The organism is Cellulomonas sp. P4_D11 (genome assembly GCF_056401915.1).
Genome location: NZ_JBFUIK010000024.1, coordinates 1 through 16,675, shown reverse-complemented (window position 1 = coordinate 16,675; position 16,675 = coordinate 1). Strand labels below are relative to the sequence as shown.

The following is a 16,675-nucleotide window of genomic DNA, read 5'->3' as shown; positions in this document are numbered from 1 at the left end:
TCAGCGGCGCCGCGCCAGCCGGCGTCGGCCCATCGTGAGCGCGAGGCCCGCGCCCACCAGCGAGAACGCCCCCAGCAGGCCGACCACGGGGTCGGTGCCGGTCGTCGCCAGCGAGCTCGCCGACGTCCCGCCGTGCGTCGTGATGGACACGGTCAGCGCGGTCGACCTCCGGACCGTCGGCGTGACGGCCGCCGGCGTCGTCGTCGTGACCGTCACGGTGAGGACCGGCGCGGCGAGGGTGGAGATCGGCGGCGGCGGGTAGGTGACCGTCATCGTCGCCGTGACGACCTGCCCGCGCGTGTTGGTGACCTGGTAGTCGAGGTCCGCGTCGCCGTGGAAGCCCGGCACGGGCGTGAACACGACCTGCCCCGCGTCGATGGTCCACGTGCCCTCTCCCGGCACCGTGACGGTGCTGACGGGCAGCGCGCTGACCGGGTCGATCAGCCGGACGCTCGGCACGACCCACGCCAGGTTGTCGCCCGGCGAGTCGTTGAACAGCTCGTTCAGCGTGGTCGGCTGGTCCGGGACGCCGGTGGCGGTGTCGTCGAACGCGTGGGCGAGCTGGACGGGCGTCGTCACGCGGACGACGACGGTCGCGGTGGTCGTCTGCCCCGACCCGTCCGTCGCGGTGTAGGTGAACGTGTCCGTGCCGCCCCACCCCACGGGCGGGGTGTACGCGTAGCCGCCGTCGGGCGCGATCGTCGCCGTGCCGTGCGCGGGGGTGCCGACGGCGGTCACCGTGAGGCTCGTGCCGGCGTCGTTGACCAGCACGCCCGGGCCGGTGCCCGTCGACGTGATGTTGGGCGAGACCGTGCCGAGGTCGTCGTCGGCGGCCTTCGGCGTCACCGTGATCGTCACGGTCGCGCCGTCGGAGAGCGGGCCCGCGGAGGCGACGTAAGTGAACGTGTCCGTGCCCGAGAAGTTGGGGGCGGGCGTGTAGACGAGGGCTCCCGTCGGGCTCAGGACGACCGTGCCGTGGGACGGGCTCGACGCCGAGCCGGCTGCCAGACCCGTCCCGGCGTCGTTGGCCAGGACGCCCGGGGCCGGGACCGTCAGCGGGGTGTTCACCGTGGTGGTCCACGCGTCGTCACCTGCGACGGGCGTGACGGTGATCGTCACGGTCGTCGTGGAGGTCTGCCCGTAGTCGTCCGTGGCCGTGTAGAGGAACTGGTCGGTCCCGATGTACCCCGCGACCGGCGTGTACGTGTACGAGCCGTCGGGGTTCAGGGTCACCGACCCGTGGGACGGGACCGTGGCGTTCAGCGCGGAGAGCCGGGTGCCCGCGTCGTTGCCCAGCACGCCCGTGGCGGGCACGACGAGCGGGGTGTTGACGGGGGTCGTGCCGGTGTCGGGCTGCGCGACGGGCGCGGCCGGGATCGGGAGCACGTCGAGCGAGGTCGCCGTCTGCCGGGACGGGAAGTAGGTCCAGACGTCGAGGCCCTTGGCGTCGCCGAGCGTGCCGCCCGTCGCCGGGCAGTGCTGGTTGGCGTTGAGACCGCCGCCGTCACCGAACGCCCGGGCGTTGGTGGTGCTGTCGATGCCCGTCGTGGGGTCGGCGAACAGCTGCGCCGGCATGGCACCGGAGAACGCCGCGCAGAGCGTGCCCGAGCTCAGGTCGCCGACGCGCGTGCCGGCGCTGGAGAGGTAGGTGCGGTCGTCGAAGAACACGCGCGTGCAGTTGGTGCCCGTGCTGGCGACCCCGGTGAACGGGCAGGTGTTGTTCGGTGGGTTGAGCAGCGTGATGCTCGGTCCGCCCAGCGTCGAGCTCTCCACGTCGAGCATCGGCGCGTGGTACTCGCCCGCCCGGAGCACGGCCTTGACCGCGTACCCGTTCTTCACGGGCAGCGCGACGCCGTTGTTGTCCTTGCCGTCCCAGGTCACCGAGAAGGTGCCCGCGGGGACCACGCCGCGCAGCGCGCGGTTGCCCGGCAGGCCCGCGTCGAAGTTGGCGCCGTCGCGTGAGATGACGATCTCGTAGGTGCCGCCCGAGCCGGCCTCGAGCTCGAACGTCCCCCCCTGGCCCACGTAGCTGCCGTGGTCGGTGGCGAGGCCGCTGAAGTCGACCGCGCTGAGGGTCGGCGGGACGGGGTTGCGCGGGATGCCGAGCGCGTCGAGGGTCTCGGACGCCAGCGGCTCGAACGAGAGCGGGTACTGCGGCTTCGCCAGGTGCACGCCGCCGACCAGCCCGGGCAGCTGCTGGGGCGCGCTGCCCGTGCCGACGACGTCGTGGTTCAGGGGCGTCGTGCCGTCGGCGTCGAGGAAGCCCTCGCGGTTGCCGTAGAACACGAACCCGTTGGGGTCGAACCCGTGCGTGTCCACCGCGTACCGGTAGCCGTCGAGCGTGTTGAGGAACAGCTTCATGGTGACCGGCCGCGGGTTGCCGCCGGTGAAGCCGGCGAGCACGTAGGTGAAGGCGCGGCCGGGGATGTCGACGACGGACGCGTTGTCCGTCCCCGCGCGGACCGTCAGGTCCCAGGCGTTGATCGACGAGCCGGCGGCGGCCAGGAAGCCGCCCGCGGGGTCGAGGTGCCGGTCGGGCGTGCCGTCGGCGGCGTTGCTCGCTCCCGCCGCACCGTAGAACGCGACGCGGTACAGACCCTCGACCGGGGCCGTGTACACGCAGGGCACGTAGCCCGCGAGCTTCTGCGTCCCGTCGACGGACTGGGCGCGGGCGAGCTCCTGGGCGCGGGTGCTGATCTTGCCGACGAGGCTCGTCGCGTCCGGCCGGTGCGCCGCGCAGCTGAACCCGTTGGTCCCGTCCACCACGGCCGGCAGGGTGGCCGCCTCCGTGTTGGTGACGACGCCGGGGTTCCAGACGACGATGTCGGCGCTGCCCGTGCCGATAGACGACGACCCGGTGAGGATCTGCTCCCCCGCGTGGGCGAAGACCGTGAACATCGTCCGGCGCTGGATCTGGGTGTCTCCCGCCGGTCCGTAGGCGTTGGTGCGCCACTCGAGGGCGGCACGGCACGGGTGCGCGGCGTCGCACGCGGCGTCGGACGCACCGACGCGCGGGAACAGGTCAGCGCTTCCGGACGCCATGGCGGGCACGGCCGCGCTGCCGAGCGCGAGCACGGCGACGAGGAGGCTGAGCACGAGGCGACGCAGCATGCGGTTCGGTCCTTCCGGCGGCCTCACACGCTCCGGGGTTCTCCAGGCGTGCGGTCGTCGAGGCGGGGGTCGACGGGCACGCTAAAGACATCGGCAGCCGCGCGGCAGGGCCGGACGTGTCATGGCCACCGGAGAGTGGACTTCACCCGCGGCAGTTGTCCCGAGATGGGCGAAACGCCTGGTCAGAGAGCCATTCTCCGCTCACCCGAACGGGTGGGGTCATACCGCCCAGGCACCGTCGCGGTGGTAGGCGGGCGTGGCCAGGGCGAGCACGAGCAGGGCCGCGAAGGAGGCGCCGACCATGACCGAGGCCATGGCGACGGCATCGCCGCCGAGCAGCCCGGACAGCGGGCTGACGATGCCCGAGACGCCGGCCTGGGTCGCGCCGATGACGGCGGCCGCCGTCCCGGCGACCTCGCCGTGCCGGCTGAGCGCGAGCGCGGAGGCGTTGGGCGGCACGAAGTTGACCATCGCCAGGATGAGCCAGAGGACGACGAGCAGTGCGGTGAGCCCGCCCCAGCCCGTGATCGCGATCGCGAGCAGGACGAGCGTGAGCCCCAGGGAGACCGGCAGGACGACGCGCACGATCCGGATGGGCGCGACCCGGCGGACCAGGGCGGCGTTGACCTGCGCGCCGGCCACCAGCCCCATCCCGTTGACGGCGAACAGCAACGAGAACTGGTGCGCCGAGAGCCCGTACCCCTCGCGCAGGACGAACGGCGACGCGACCACGTAGCTCATGAGCACGGCGACCCCGAGGCCCGGCAGGATCGCCAGGGCGACGAAGTGGCGGTCCCGCAGCAGCTTCCGGTACCCGGCCAGCGCGGGCCTCAGGCCCCCCTGCCGACGCCGCTCCGGGGGCAGCGTCTCCGGCAGCCGGCGCCAGACGACGACCCACAGCACGACGCCGAAGAGCGCGAGCGCCAGGAACACCGCCCGCCATCCCCACTCGCCGGCGATGAGCCCGCCGACCGAGGGGGCGAACAGCGGCGCGACGCCGATGACCAGCATGAGGCGCGACATCAGGCGCGAGGCGTCCGCGCCGACGAAGCGGTCCCGGATCACTGCCATCGCGACCACGCTGGCCGACGCGTTGAAGAAGCCCTGCATCGTCCGCAGCGCGATGAGCGGCACGATCGCCGGGGCGAGCGCGCACAGGATCGACGTGACGACGTGCAGCGAGACGCCGACCAGCACCGGCTTGCGACGCCCGAACCGGTCCGACAGCGGCCCGATCACCAGCTGCCCGACGGCGCCGCCGATGAGCATCGCCGTCATGGTCAGCTGCGCCGCGGTGGCCGACGTGTGCAGGTCACGCGCGACGTCGGGCAGCGACGGGAGGTAGATGTCGGTCGAGATGGCCGGCAGCGCGCACATCAGGCCGAGCAGCAGCACGTACTTCGCGTTGGGGCGGTACTGCGGGGTCGGTGCGGCCGCGACCACCGGCACCACCCCGGGGGGTACGACGCCGGCGGCCGGCGCGGGGTCGGTCGGGGCGGGAGGGGTGGTGCGAGAGCTCATCGGGACCCAGTCTCCCACAAACAACGAATCGATTCGATATGGCGTACGTCCGCCGCGCTCTCCTCGGATCCCGCGCACGTCGGTGGCTGCTGGCACGCTGAGCGCATGTGTGGTCGCTATGCCTCCTTCCGCGAGGACCAGGCGCTGGCCGACGAGTTCGCCATCGCCACCATCGCCGACGACGTCCGGCTGCTGCCGCCGTCCTGGAACGTCGCCCCGACCGACGGTGTCCGCATGGTCGTCGAGCGCGCCGACAAGGAGACGGGCGAGATCACCCGCCAGCTCCGGGTCGCGCGGTGGGGCCTGGTGCCGTCGTGGGCCAAGGACATCTCCGTCGGCAACCGGATGATCAACGCCCGCGTGGAGTCGATCGCCGACAAGCCCGCGTTCGCGCGCCCGTTCGCCGTGCGACGCGCGCTCCTGCCGGCCGACGGGTACTACGAGTGGAAGAAGCCCGAGCCCGGCGCGGTCACCAAGCGCAAGCAGCCGTTCTACCTGCACCCCGCCGACGGCGACGTCGTCGCACTGGCGGGCCTGTACGAGTTCTGGAAGGACCCCACGAAGTCCGACGACGACCCCGAGCGCTGGGTGGTCAGCGCGACCGTCATCACGCGGCCGGCGTCCGAGGAGCTCGCGCACATCCACGACCGCCAGCCGCTCATGCTCCGCGCCGAGGCGTGGTCGGACTGGCTCGACCCGGCGGTCGGCGCGGACGGCGCCCGCGAGCTGCTGGAGGCACCGGCCCCGGAGATCGTCGCGACCCCGGTGTCGACCGCCGTCAACACGGTCGCGAACAACGGCCCGTCGCTGGTCGACGAGGTCGAGCCGGAGCCGACCGGCTAGTCCCGCGTCGGCAGCGTGAGGATCTCGGCCCCGTCGTCGGTGATCGCGATGGTGTGCTCGCTGTGCGCCGTCCGGCCGCCCGTCGCGCTGCGGAGCGTCCACCCGTCGGCGTCGGTGACCAGCTCGTCCGTGTCCGCCATCACCCAGGGCTCCAGGGCGAGCAGCAGCCCGGGCCGTAGCCGGTACCCGCGGCCCGGCCGCCCGGAGTTCACGACGTGCGGGTCCTGGTGCATCGTCGAGCCGATGCCGTGACCACCGAAGTCCGTGTTGATCGAGTACCCGGCCTCGCTGAGGACCGTGCCGATGGCGTGCGAGAGGTCGCCGATGCGGGCACCGGGGCCGGCGGCAGCGATGCCGGCACGCAGCGCGCGCTGGGTCGCGTCGATCATCGCGACGCTCTCCGCGGGCCGCGCGTCGCCGACGAGGAAGCTGACGGCCGAGTCCGCGGCGATGCCGCCCAGGGACACGGCGAGGTCGAGCGTGAGCAGGTCGCCGTCGGCGAGCGCGTAGTCGTGGGGCAGCCCGTGGAGCACGGCATCGTTCACCGACGTGCAGATGTAGTGGCCGAAGGGACCGCGTCCGAACGACGGCGCGTAGTCGACGTAGCAGGACTGCGCCCCGGCCTCGCCGATCATCGCCCGGGTCCAGCGATCGATGTCCAGGAGGTTCGTGCCGACCGTGGCGCGGGCCTTCAGCGCCTGCAGGATGTCGGCGACCAGGGCGCCCGTGGCCCGTGCCTTGACCAGCTCGGCGGGGCTCAGGATCTCGATCATGACGGCGACTTCTCTCGACGACCAATAACTATCCCGGCAATACTATGCCGGTATTAGTATCGGTGCCATGGTCAGGTTGCCCCTCACCCCCGACGAGGTCGAGCGCGGACAGCGCCTCGGTGCCCTGCTGCGTCGCGCCCGAGGCGAGCGCTCGATGCTCGAGACCGCGCTCGACGCCGGCATCTCCCCGGAGACCCTCCGCAAGATCGAGACCGGCCGCGTCGCGACGCCCGCCTTTCCCACCATCGCCGCGATCGCCGCGGTCCTCGGACTGTCCCTCGACGAGGTCTGGGCCGAGATCAACGAGCCGGCGCTCGCCGGTGCGAGGTCGCGGGAGCGGCTGGCCTCGTAGGGCTCGCGCCTATGCCCCCGCGGACCGCAGCCGGACCGGGTGCACGGACCCGATCCCCGCCAGCCGCCGGGCGGGCCGCGGCTCGAGCACGAACCGCGGGTCGGTGGCGAGCGCCTCGGCCGTGGCGGCGTCGACCAGCACGGTGCTGGGGTCGGCGATGTCGGTGAGGCGCGCGGCGAGGTTCACATCGGGCCCGAACACGTCGCCGAACCGCGACAGCACCCGTCCCCAGACGAGCCCGACCCGGACGGGGGTGACGCCGCGCGCGCCCTCGAACAGTCCGCCGGTCGTGGTCTCGCGGTCGACGTCGAGCTCCTTGCCCAGCGCCTCGGCCAGGCCGAGGGCGATCGCCGCACCGGTGCCGGGGCTGTCGGCGACGAAGAGGATGGCGTCGCCGATGGTCTTGACCACGCGCCCGCCCCCGGCGGAGACGATGTCGCGCGCCGCCGCCTCGAACCGCTGCACGAACTGCGAGAGGTCGGTGGACCCGAGCCCGGCGGTGCGTCGCGTGAACGAGACCATGTCCGCGAACCCGACGGCGCGTGCGAGCGGCAGGGCGGAGCTCTCGGGGCCCGGCGCGCGGAGCTGCCCGAACTCGCCGGCGTACCGACCGGCGATCGCCGCCAGCTGCCGTCGGTACGAGTGCACCAGCTGGGCCTCGAGCACGGGCGCCAGGGAGGCCAGCCGGTCGAGGACCAGCAGCCGCGCGGTGGTGTCGTCGAGCTCGTACCGCCCAGCCATGTCCTCCACCAGCGCCTCGACCTGCCAGAGCGCGAGCCGGTCGGAGGTGTGGCCGAGGGCCCGGGTGACGGTCATGACCGTCCGCAGGTCCAGACCGTGCTCGCGCACGAGCGCCGCGGCGCGGTCGATGGCCTCGGCGTCGCGCTCGGTGTAGATCGGGTCGCCCGGGTCCGCGTGCGGGAGCCCCATCGTCGTCCAGAATCCGCGGACCACGTCGATCTCGATCCCGGCGCGCTCCGCCAGGTCCCGGGCGCTCAGGGTGCGGGCCCCGCCCAGCAGCTCCGCGTCGAGCTCACCCACCGTCGACTCGACGAAGTCGAGGTCCTGCGATCGATCGTCCGGCACGGGTCGAGGGTAGTTCACCCGGCGGCGCGGACGTGGCGCACGTCACCCGCGAGCACCCGGTGCGCGGTCCCCGCGTCGTCGACGACGACCAGCGCCCCGTCGTCGTCGAGCCGCTCGGCGAGGCCGCTCACCGACTCGCCGCCCGGCAGCTCCACGCGCACGACGGTCCCGAGGGTGCTGCAGACCGCCGCGATCTCGTCGGCGAGGCCCGACGCGCTCGCGTCCCCGCCGGCGTCGCGCCATCGCCGGGCCACCTCGAGCTGCGCCGCGACGAGCGCCACGAGCATCCCTTCACGGTCGATGTGCTGGGCTCCCGCGAGCGCGAGCGAGGTGGCGCTGGGCACCGGCAGCTCGTCGGCACGCTGGCTCACGTTGATCCCGATCCCGATGACGACGGCGGGCGCCTGGCCGGCGGGCAGCGCGACCACCTCGGTGAGGATCCCGCCGATCTTGCGGGCAGGCCCCCAACCCTCCACCTCGGTCTCCGCCGGGACGAGGAGGTCGTTGGGCCACTTCAGCGTCGCGGGGACGCCGGCCGTCGCCCGCAGCGCGTTCACCGCGCCGAGGCCCGCCAGCAGCCCGATCCACCCGAACAGCGCCGCGGGAACCGGCGGGTGGACGACGAAGCTGCAGGTCAGCGAGGTACCGGCCGGTGTCTCCCACGAGCGCCCGGCCCGGCCGCGCCCGCCGGCCTGGTACTCGGCGACCAGCACACTGGCGTCCGGCCACGAGGTCGGGTCCGCCCGCAGGTCCGCCGCGAGATCGGTGTTGGTCGACTCCGTGCGCTCCACGATCTCGACCCTGGACAGCGGGCCTGCGGGGGCGAGGAGGAGGTCGCGGAGCTCGTCGGCGCGCAGGGAGGGCATGGCGCCATGATGGCCCGCGTTGTGGGAACCCGACACCCCGACGCGGGCAACACCGTGATCCGCCTGCACGTGCATGGTGGTCATCGACAACTAGCCTCGGTCGGGTGACTGACACGGACCATCAAGGCATCCGCCCCCAACAACCCGTCGAGACGGCCCCGCGCACCACGGCCGCCAAGCTGGCCGACCTCGTCGACCGCTACGGCGCCGCCCAGGCGGCCGAGCAGATGGCCGTCGACAAGCAGCACGCGCGCGGCAAGCGGTCCGCCCGCGAGCGCATCGAGCAGCTCCTCGACGAAGGCTCGTTCACCGAGGTCGACGCGTTCGTCCGGCACCGGTCCACCAACTTCGGGCTCGACAAGAAGCGGATCGAGGGCGACGGTGTCGTCGTCGGGCACGGCACGGTCGACGGCCGCCCGGTCTGCATCTACTCGCAGGACTTCACGGTGTTCGGCGGCAGCCTGGGCGAGATGCACGGCCAGAAGATCACGAAGGTGATGGACCTGGCGCTGCGCACCGGCGTCCCGCTGATCGGCATCAGCGACGGCGGCGGCGCCCGCATCCAGGAGGGCGTCGCGGCCCTCACGCAGTTCGCCGAGATCTTCCGGCGCAACGTCGCCGCGTCCGGCGTGATCCCGCAGATCAGCCTGATCCTCGGCCCGTCGGCCGGCGGCGCGGTGTACTCCCCCGCGCTCACCGACTTCATCGTCATGGCCGACGGCACGTCCAACATGTTCATCACCGGCCCCGACGTCATCCGCGCGGTGACCGGCGAGGACGTCGGCTTCGAGGAGCTGGGCGGCGCGACCACGCACAACACGCGCTCCGGCGTCGCGCACTACATGGCCTCGGACGAGGACGACGCGTTCGACTACGTGCGCTCGCTGCTGACCTACCTGCCGCAGAACAACCTCACCGACCCGGTGATCTTCGACCACCACACGGAGCTGGACCTCACCGAGGTGGACGAGGAGCTGGACACGCTCCTGCCCGACTCCGACAACCAGCCGTACGACATGCGGACCGTGATCGAGCACGTGCTGGACGACGGTGTACTCCTCGAGGTGCAGCCGTTGTACGCCCAGAACGTGCTCATCGGGTTCGGGCACGTCGAGGGGCACCCCGTCGGCATCGTCGCCAACCAGCCCATGTCGATGGCCGGGACTCTGGACATCAACGCGGCCGAGAAGGCCGCGCGCTTCGTGCGGACCTGCGACGCGTTCAACATCCCGGTGCTCACGTTCGTCGACGTCCCGGGGTTCCTGCCGGGTACGGACCAGGAGTGGAACGGCATCATCCGGCGCGGCGCCAAGCTCATCTACGCGTACGCCGAGGCGACCGTCCCGCTCGTCACCGTCATCACCCGCAAGGCGTACGGTGGCGCGTACATCGTCATGGGCTCCAAGCAGCTCGGCGCCGACGTGAACCTCGCCTGGCCCACCGCACAGATCGCCGTGATGGGCGCCGGGGGCGCGGTGAACATCCTCCAGCGGGGCGCGCTCAAGTCCGTCGCCGACGCGGGTGGGGACGTCGAGGCCGAGCGCCGACGCCTGACGGCCGAGTACGAGGAGGCCATCGTGAATCCCTGGGACGCCGCCGACCGCGGCTACGTCGACGCGGTGATCGCGCCGGCGCAGACCCGCGCAGAGATCACCAAGGCTCTGCGGCTGCTGCGCACCAAGCGCGCCAGCCTGCCGCCCAAGAAGCACGGGAACATCCCGCTGTGAGCGAGCACGCGCACGACCACGCCGACGAGCACGGCGGGCACGACGACCCCGCGCACGGCCCCGAGCCGCTGGTCGGCGTCGACCCCGCGGACCTGCACGCCGCCGTCGACGCGCTCGCGGCCGTGCTGCACGGCTACGTCGACGTCGCGGTCGGCGTCCGCGCCGAGTTCGGGTCGACCGAGGCCGACGAGGACCCGCGCATCCTGGCCCTCGAGTCGGAGATCGGCGGCCTCAACGCGCGGCTGTACGACCTGCTGCACGAGCGGCTCGGGCTGCATGCCGACCTCACGGGCATGTCCTGGGGCGACGACGAGCACGGCGACGCCGACGCGCCGCCGAACGACGCTGAGGTCGACACGTTCCACCTCGGGTTCGTCGTCGGCCCACCTGCGGGGACGTCGGACCTCTCGCTCGACTCCGTCCTCGACCTGGTCGAGCAGGGCGGCGCGGACATCGCGCAGCACCTGGTCGACGCGGGGTTCGAGGTGGGCGAGTGGGGCGTCTCGCGCGGCGCCGCGGTGGCGTTCGAGGAGGACGAGGACGACGAGGAGGACTCGGATGACTGACGCCCACGTGCAGGTCGTCCGGGGTACGCCCGACGACATGGAGCTCGCGGCGCTGGTCGCCGGGCTGATGGCCGCCGCCTCCGAGCGCGCCCGCCTCGCCGAGATCACGGACCGGGCCGTCGCCGCGCCCTGGGCGGATCGCCGGCGGACGATGCGCGGCACGCGCGTGGGCCTGCGCCCCGGGCCGGACGCCTGGCGCTGGAGCCTGCGCGGCTGACGCGGGAAGCCGCGACCTACCGACGAGTATCGTCGGGCGCGTGACTTCGACGACGACTTCCACCGACGTGCGTGCCGCCTCCCCGATCGACGTGATCGCGGAGGCCTACATCACCGAGTACGCGACCCTCGACCCCCTCGGCGCCACCGCCATGGGCATCGCGGGCCACGACCACGAGATGACCGACCTCTCCCCCGCCGGCCTCGAGACGCGCGCGGACCTCGCGCGCCGGACGCTGCAGACGCTGGACGGCGTCGCCCCGACCGACGAGGTCGACCAGATCACGCTGGCCGCCATGCAGGAGCGCCTGGGCCTCGAGGTCGAGCTGCACGCCGCGGGCGAGTTCCTGCGGGACCTCAACAACATCGCGTCGCCGGTGCAGAGCCTGCGCGACATCTTCGACATCATGCCGACCGGCGACGTCGAGGCCTGGTCCAACATCGCCGCGCGCCTCAACGCGCTGCCGTTCGCGGTCGACGGGTACATCGAGTCCCTCCGGCTCGCGGCGAGCACCGGGGCCGTCGCCGCCGTTCGCCAGGTGCAGGAGTGCGCCCGCCAGGCCGCCGAGCTGGCCGACCCCGAGACCTCGTTCTTCATCACGTTCATCACCGGCGAGGCCGTCGACTCGGTCCTCGACGACTCCGCGGCGTGCTCCCTGGTCCGTGCGGAGCTCGAGCACGGCGCCACCGCGGCCCGCGGCGCCTACACAAAGCTCGCGGCCTTCCTGTCCGACGAGCTCGCTCCGCAGGCGCCGCAGGAGGACGCCGCCGGCCGCGAGCGCTACGCGCTGTGGTCGCGCGCGTTCCTGGGCGCCACGGTGGACCTCGAGGAGACCTACAAGTGGGGGCTCGAGGAGCTCGCGCGCGTGGTGGCCGAGCAGGAGGCCGTCGCCGCGCAGATCGCCGGCCCGGGCGCCACGGTCGAGCAGGCCGTCGCCAAGCTCGACGAGGACCCGGCCCGGACGCTGACCAGCACGGAGGCCCTGCAGGCATGGATGCAGGAGACGTCCGACTCCGCGATCGCGGCGCTCAACGGCGTGCACTTCGACATCCCGGTCCCCATCCTGACGCTCGAGTGCAAGATCGCCCCGACCCAGAGCGGCGGCATCTACTACACGGGCCCGAGCGACGACTTCAGCCGTCCCGGCCGCATGTGGTGGTCGGTGCCGCCGGAGGTCACCACCTTCAACACCTGGCGCGAGAAGACGACCGTCTACCACGAGGGCGTCCCGGGCCATCACCTCCAGGTGGGCCAGGCGGTGTTCCAGCGGGCGACGCTCAACACCTGGCGCCGGCTGGCGTGCTGGACGTCCGGCCACGGCGAGGGCTGGGCCCTTTACGCGGAGCGACTGATGGCCGACCTCGGCTTCCTGGACGACCCGGGCGACCGGCTCGGCATGCTCGACGGCCAGCGGATGCGCGCCGCGCGCGTCGTCTTCGACCTGGGGGTGCACCTCGGCCTCGAGGCCCCCGAGGAGTGGGGCGGGGGCACGTGGGACGCCGACAAGGGCTGGGAGTTCCTCAAGGCCAACGTCAACATGCCCGAGGCGTTCATCCGCTTCGAGTGGAACCGGTACCTGGGCTGGCCGGGCCAGGCCCCCTCGTACAAGATCGGCCAGCGCATCTGGGAGCAGACGCGCGACGCCGCCCGGGCGAAGGCGGAGGAGGCCGGCGAGGAGTTCGACATCCGGGCCTTCCACGCCCGCGCGCTGAACATGGGCTCGCTGCCGCTGGACACGCTGAAAGCCGCCTTCGCGAGCTGACGACGAACGACGGCGGGCCGGTGGCGAGGTGCCACCGGCCCGTCGTCGTCAGTGCCGTCAGAGGAGCGAGGAGCCGTACTTGAGCACCACGGCGGCCGCCAGCAGCACGATGAGCGCGGCGGTGACGAACCAGTCGTTGCCGTGCTCGACGAACCGGCGCGCGGCCGGCCCCCAGCGGCCCGGGAGGTCGATGACACGCTCGCGCACGTTCAGCCGGGTCAGACCCGCCCAGACGAGCGTCGTCGTCACGGTGATGAGCAGGCACCACGGGCACAGGGCCTTGATCACGAAGTAGGCCTCGAAGAACAGCCACCACGCGAAGAGGAAGCCGAGCGTGTAGATCGCCTGCGCGCCGAGCATGAACCAGCGCGGGAATCGGACCCCGCCCAGGACCGCGACGGCCACCGTGATGACCACGGCCTCCGCCGCGATGCCGAGGAACGCGTTGGGGAAGCCGAACAGCTCGGCCTGCCAGCTCTTGGCCACCGTGCTGCAGCTGATCACCGTGTTGAAGTCGCAGGTGAAGGTGGCGTCCTTGTCGAGCGCGAGCTTGAGCGCCTCGATCGACAGCACGAAGGACGCCAGCAGCCCGAGCGCCCCCGAGACGACCATCTCGATCGCGGTGCGCGCCCGCCACGCCTGGGTCGGCGGCTCGAGCAGGTCGGGGTCCGGGTCGACGTAGTCGTCGTCGAACTCGTCGATGGGGTCGTCGTGCCTGTCCTTCGCCGACGACCTCGTCGCGTCACCCACAGAGCGCCTCCTCGTGACCTCGGGCCGGCGGTACCGCCCGCGCGCACCCGACCACAGCGCGCCCATTGTGCCCTGGCAACCCGTGCACCGGACCAGGACCATCGGTCCGCCGACGAACTAGGCTCCCCACCCGTGACCCGTCTGCTGCTCGCCTCCGCCTCCCCCGCCCGCCGCTCCACCCTGCAGGCCGCGGGCATCGACCCGCTCGTCGCGGTGTCGGGGGTCGACGAGGAGGCAGTCCTGGCGGCCGCACGCGAGCGGTTCGGGGCGCTGGACCCGGCGGACGCGGTGTTGCTGCTGGCGCAGGCGAAGGTCGAGGACGTGTCGCGGCACCTGCCCGAGGAGCTCGAGGACGCGGACGACCTCCTCCTGCTGGGCTGCGACTCGATGCTCGAGCTCGACGGCGAGATCTACGGCAAGCCCACGGACGCGGCGGACGCGACGACGAGGTGGCGGTCGATGCGCGGCCGGACGGGCGTGCTGCACACCGGCCACTGGCTGATGGACGAGCGCGACGTGCCGGCGATGCTCGGGGGCACGTCGTCGACGACCGTGACGTTCGCGAACCTCTCCGACGCCGAGATCGACGCCTACGTCGCCACGGGCGAGCCGCTCGCGGTCGCCGGCGCGTTCACCGTCGACGGGCTCGGCGGCCCGTTCGTCGAGAAGATCGAGGGCGACCACCACGGCGTCGTCGGACTGAGCCTCCCGCTGCTGCGCGAGCTGCTCGGCGAGGTGGGCGTGAGCATGCACGAGCTCTGGCGAAAGTCCTGACCTAGGTCCCAGGGAAGGCCGTTTCCGCAGGTGAACGATGTTCACGTGGGCCAGCCCGAGAGGCCCATCGGGGCCGGGTAGGCCGGGCCCGCGAGGGGCGTCCAAGGACATGACATGTCGACCGACACTGCTAGGAACAACCGCTTCGTCCGCGTCTCCGGCTTGCTGGCCATCATCGCCGGCGCCGTGTTCATCATCGCGGGCGTGGTGACCTGGGGGGCCGTCTCCAGCCATCTCAGCGCCGAGAACATCACCGTCAGCGAAGACGCTGCGGCGTTCGGCGGCCAGACCGTGAACACGCCGTGGGAGGCGTACGCGCAGGCCGAGATCATCAACCACCACGCGCTCGAGGCGACCGGTGGCAAGACCTACGCCGAGCTGGACAAGGAGGACCCGCTGCGCGCCGTCGCGATGAACGGCTCCTTCCTGCGGGCCTCGCTGTTCACCTCGGTCGTCGCCTTCGGTGTCGCCGCCCTGGTGATGGGGATCGGCGTGGTCTTCGGGCTCATCGGCTTCGCGCTGCGTCGCATCGCGCCGACCGCTCCCGAGATCGTCGCGCCGGCCGACGAGAACCTTCTCGCCCGCGCCTGACGAGCACCCTCCGAGCCCGGCCCCCCAGGGGGCCGGGCTCGCCGTGCTTGTGCCGTTCTGACAACTCGCCCACCGCAAACCGCCCACCCTGAGCACCGCACCTGAGGATCCCTACAAACCGCGCCCCTGGACGGTTGGTCGGATCGACAATCTTGCCGAGGCGCACGGCCAGGGCGGGGGTCGGGCCCGCGCCGGGCGTTACGGTGAGCCGTGCCCGCCATCTCCAAGGTCCTCATCGCCAACCGCGGTGAGATCGCCGTCCGCATCGCCCGAGCCTGTCGCGACGCCGGGATCGGCTCCGTGGCCGTCTACGCCGACACCGACCGCGAGGCGCTGCACGTGCGGATCGCCGACGAGGCGTTCGCGCTGAACGGCGCCCGGGCGGCCGAGACGTACCTCGACATCGCCAAGCTGCTCGACGTGGCCCGCCGGTCCGGCGCCGACGCCGTGCACCCCGGCTACGGCTTCCTGGCCGAGAACGCCGGGTTCGCCCAGGCCGTCCTGGACGCCGGGCTCGTGTGGATCGGTCCCCCGCCGTCGGCCATCGACGCGCTCGGCGACAAGGTCAGTGCGCGGCACATCGCGCAGCGGGCGGGCGCGCCCCTGGTCGCGGGCACCCCGGAGCCGGTGCAGGGCGTCGACGAGATCCACGCGTTCGTGGCCGAGCACGGCCTGCCCGTCGCCATCAAGGCGGCGTTCGGCGGCGGCGGCCGCGGCCTGAAGGTCGCGCGCGAGTCCGGCGAGATCGACGAGATGTTCGAGTCCGCGACGCGCGAGGCCGTCGCCGCGTTCGGCCGCGGCGAGTGCTTCGTCGAGCGCTACCTCGACCGGCCGCGGCACGTCGAGACGCAGTGCCTCGCCGACACCCACGGCACGGTCGTCGTCGTGTCCACGCGTGACTGCTCGTTGCAGCGTCGGCACCAGAAGCTGGTCGAGGAAGCACCGGCCCCGTTCCTCACCGACGCCCAGCGCACCCAGCTGGTCGAGTCGTCGAAGGCGATCCTGCGCGAGGCGGGCTACGTGGGCGCCGGGACCTGCGAGTTCCTGGTCGCCGCCGACGGCACCATCTCGTTCCTCGAGGTCAACACCCGCCTGCAGGTCGAGCACCCGGTCACCGAGGAGATCAGCGGCATCGACCTGGTCCGTGAGCAGCTGCGCATCGCCGCCGGCGAGCCCCTCGGCTACGACCACGTGGAGACCCGCGGCCACTCGATCGAGTTCCGGATCAACGGTGAGGACCCGGGCGCGGGCTTCCTGCCGGCGCCGGGCCGCATCAGCACGCTGCGCTTCCCCTCGGGCCCGGGCGTCCGGGTCGACTCCGGCGTGGTCGAGGGCGACAGCGTGTCCGGCCTGTTCGACTCGATGATCGCCAAGCTCGTGGTCACCGGCGCCGACCGGCCGCAGGCGCTCGCGCGGGCGCGCCGGGCGCTGGCCGAGCTGGAGGTGGTCGGCATCCCGACCGTCGTCCCGTTCCACCGCGCGGTGCTCGACGCCGAGGCCTTCGCCCCGAAGGACCCCGCTCAGCCGTTCTCCGTGCACACGCGCTGGATCGAGACCGAGTTCGCCGAGACGGTCGCCGCGCTCGCCCCTGCCGCACCGCAGGAGGAGGACGAGGAGCCGGCCGCGCTCGAGCGCGTGGTCGTCGAGGTGGGCGGCAAGCGGCTCGAGGTCGTGCTGCCCGCCGCGCTCGCCCTCGGCCGGGGCGCGGGGCCGGCCGGTCCGGGCGCGCGTCGCCC

General features: G+C 72.7%; 15 protein-coding genes. 9 read left to right on the top strand and 6 right to left on the bottom strand.

Annotation, left to right across the window (positions count from 1 at the left end; all coding sequences use genetic code 11):
* Entirely contained in the window at positions 1 to 3,111 is a 3,111-nt protein-coding gene (locus AC1DT4_RS14865; protein ID WP_477090573.1) for an Ig-like domain-containing protein, read from the bottom strand.
* Between the two features lie 219 nt (positions 3,112 to 3,330).
* Positions 3,331 to 4,632, bottom strand: coding sequence for a multidrug effflux MFS transporter (locus AC1DT4_RS14860; protein ID WP_477090572.1), 1,302 nt, complete (start codon positions 4,630 to 4,632; stop codon positions 3,331 to 3,333).
* A 105-nt stretch (positions 4,633 to 4,737) separates the two neighbouring features.
* Between AC1DT4_RS14860 and AC1DT4_RS14855 the strand changes: the two genes are divergently transcribed.
* On the top strand, positions 4,738 to 5,475 hold the full coding sequence (locus tag AC1DT4_RS14855) for an SOS response-associated peptidase (RefSeq protein ID WP_477090571.1): 738 nt from the start codon (positions 4,738 to 4,740) through the stop codon (positions 5,473 to 5,475).
* Here the strand turns inward: AC1DT4_RS14855 and map are convergent.
* Positions 5,472 to 6,248, bottom strand: coding sequence for a type I methionyl aminopeptidase (gene map, locus AC1DT4_RS14850; protein WP_477090570.1), 777 nt, complete (start codon positions 6,246 to 6,248; stop codon positions 5,472 to 5,474). The genes AC1DT4_RS14855 and map overlap by 4 nt on opposite strands.
* A 67-nt stretch (positions 6,249 to 6,315) precedes the next feature.
* On the opposite strand from map, the gene AC1DT4_RS14845 reads away from it, so the two are divergent.
* Complete coding sequence (locus AC1DT4_RS14845; protein ID WP_477090569.1) at positions 6,316 to 6,600, top strand: helix-turn-helix domain-containing protein; 285 nt, start codon at positions 6,316 to 6,318, stop codon at positions 6,598 to 6,600.
* Between the two features lie 9 nt (positions 6,601 to 6,609).
* Here AC1DT4_RS14845 and AC1DT4_RS14840 read toward each other — a convergent pair whose 3' ends face one another.
* Complete coding sequence (locus AC1DT4_RS14840) at positions 6,610 to 7,686, bottom strand: adenylate/guanylate cyclase domain-containing protein (protein ID WP_477090568.1); 1,077 nt, start codon at positions 7,684 to 7,686, stop codon at positions 6,610 to 6,612.
* A gap of 14 nt (positions 7,687 to 7,700) precedes the next feature.
* Positions 7,701 to 8,552 (bottom strand): biotin--[acetyl-CoA-carboxylase] ligase, encoded by an 852-nt coding sequence (locus AC1DT4_RS14835; RefSeq protein WP_477090567.1) that lies wholly within the window; start codon positions 8,550 to 8,552, stop codon positions 7,701 to 7,703.
* A 104-nt stretch (positions 8,553 to 8,656) separates the two neighbouring features.
* Between AC1DT4_RS14835 and AC1DT4_RS14830 the strand changes: the two genes are divergently transcribed.
* From AC1DT4_RS14830 to AC1DT4_RS14815, 4 genes are read left to right on the top strand one after another with little or no spacing between them, the layout of a single operon-like run.
* A complete protein-coding gene (locus AC1DT4_RS14830) occupies positions 8,657 to 10,279 on the top strand; it encodes an acyl-CoA carboxylase subunit beta (protein WP_477090566.1) in 1,623 nt (540 codons plus the stop codon).
* On the top strand, positions 10,276 to 10,845 hold the full coding sequence (locus AC1DT4_RS14825) for a hypothetical protein (RefSeq protein ID WP_477090565.1): 570 nt from the start codon (positions 10,276 to 10,278) through the stop codon (positions 10,843 to 10,845). The genes AC1DT4_RS14830 and AC1DT4_RS14825 overlap by 4 nt, the downstream gene beginning before the upstream one ends.
* A complete protein-coding gene (locus tag AC1DT4_RS14820; RefSeq protein WP_477090564.1) occupies positions 10,838 to 11,062 on the top strand; it encodes an acyl-CoA carboxylase subunit epsilon in 225 nt (74 codons plus the stop codon). The genes AC1DT4_RS14825 and AC1DT4_RS14820 overlap by 8 nt, the downstream gene beginning before the upstream one ends.
* A gap of 40 nt (positions 11,063 to 11,102) precedes the next feature.
* A complete protein-coding gene (locus AC1DT4_RS14815) occupies positions 11,103 to 12,824 on the top strand; it encodes a DUF885 domain-containing protein (RefSeq protein ID WP_477090563.1) in 1,722 nt (573 codons plus the stop codon).
* A gap of 57 nt (positions 12,825 to 12,881) precedes the next feature.
* On the opposite strand, the gene AC1DT4_RS14810 is transcribed toward AC1DT4_RS14815, so the two are convergent.
* Entirely contained in the window at positions 12,882 to 13,574 is a 693-nt protein-coding gene (locus AC1DT4_RS14810) for a vitamin K epoxide reductase family protein (protein ID WP_477090562.1), read from the bottom strand.
* A gap of 132 nt (positions 13,575 to 13,706) precedes the next feature.
* Between AC1DT4_RS14810 and AC1DT4_RS14805 the strand changes: the two genes are divergently transcribed.
* The 3 genes from AC1DT4_RS14805 to AC1DT4_RS14795 form a co-directional block, all read left to right on the top strand.
* Entirely contained in the window at positions 13,707 to 14,348 is a 642-nt protein-coding gene (locus AC1DT4_RS14805; RefSeq protein WP_477090561.1) for a nucleoside triphosphate pyrophosphatase, read from the top strand.
* Positions 14,349 to 14,462: 114 nt separating this feature from the next.
* Positions 14,463 to 14,939, top strand: coding sequence for an aromatic ring-opening dioxygenase LigA (locus AC1DT4_RS14800; protein WP_477090560.1), 477 nt, complete (start codon positions 14,463 to 14,465; stop codon positions 14,937 to 14,939).
* Between the two features lie 210 nt (positions 14,940 to 15,149).
* Positions 15,150 to 16,675 (top strand): acetyl-CoA carboxylase biotin carboxylase subunit (locus AC1DT4_RS14795; protein WP_477090559.1); only part of this gene is annotated, 1,526 nt, incomplete at its 3' end.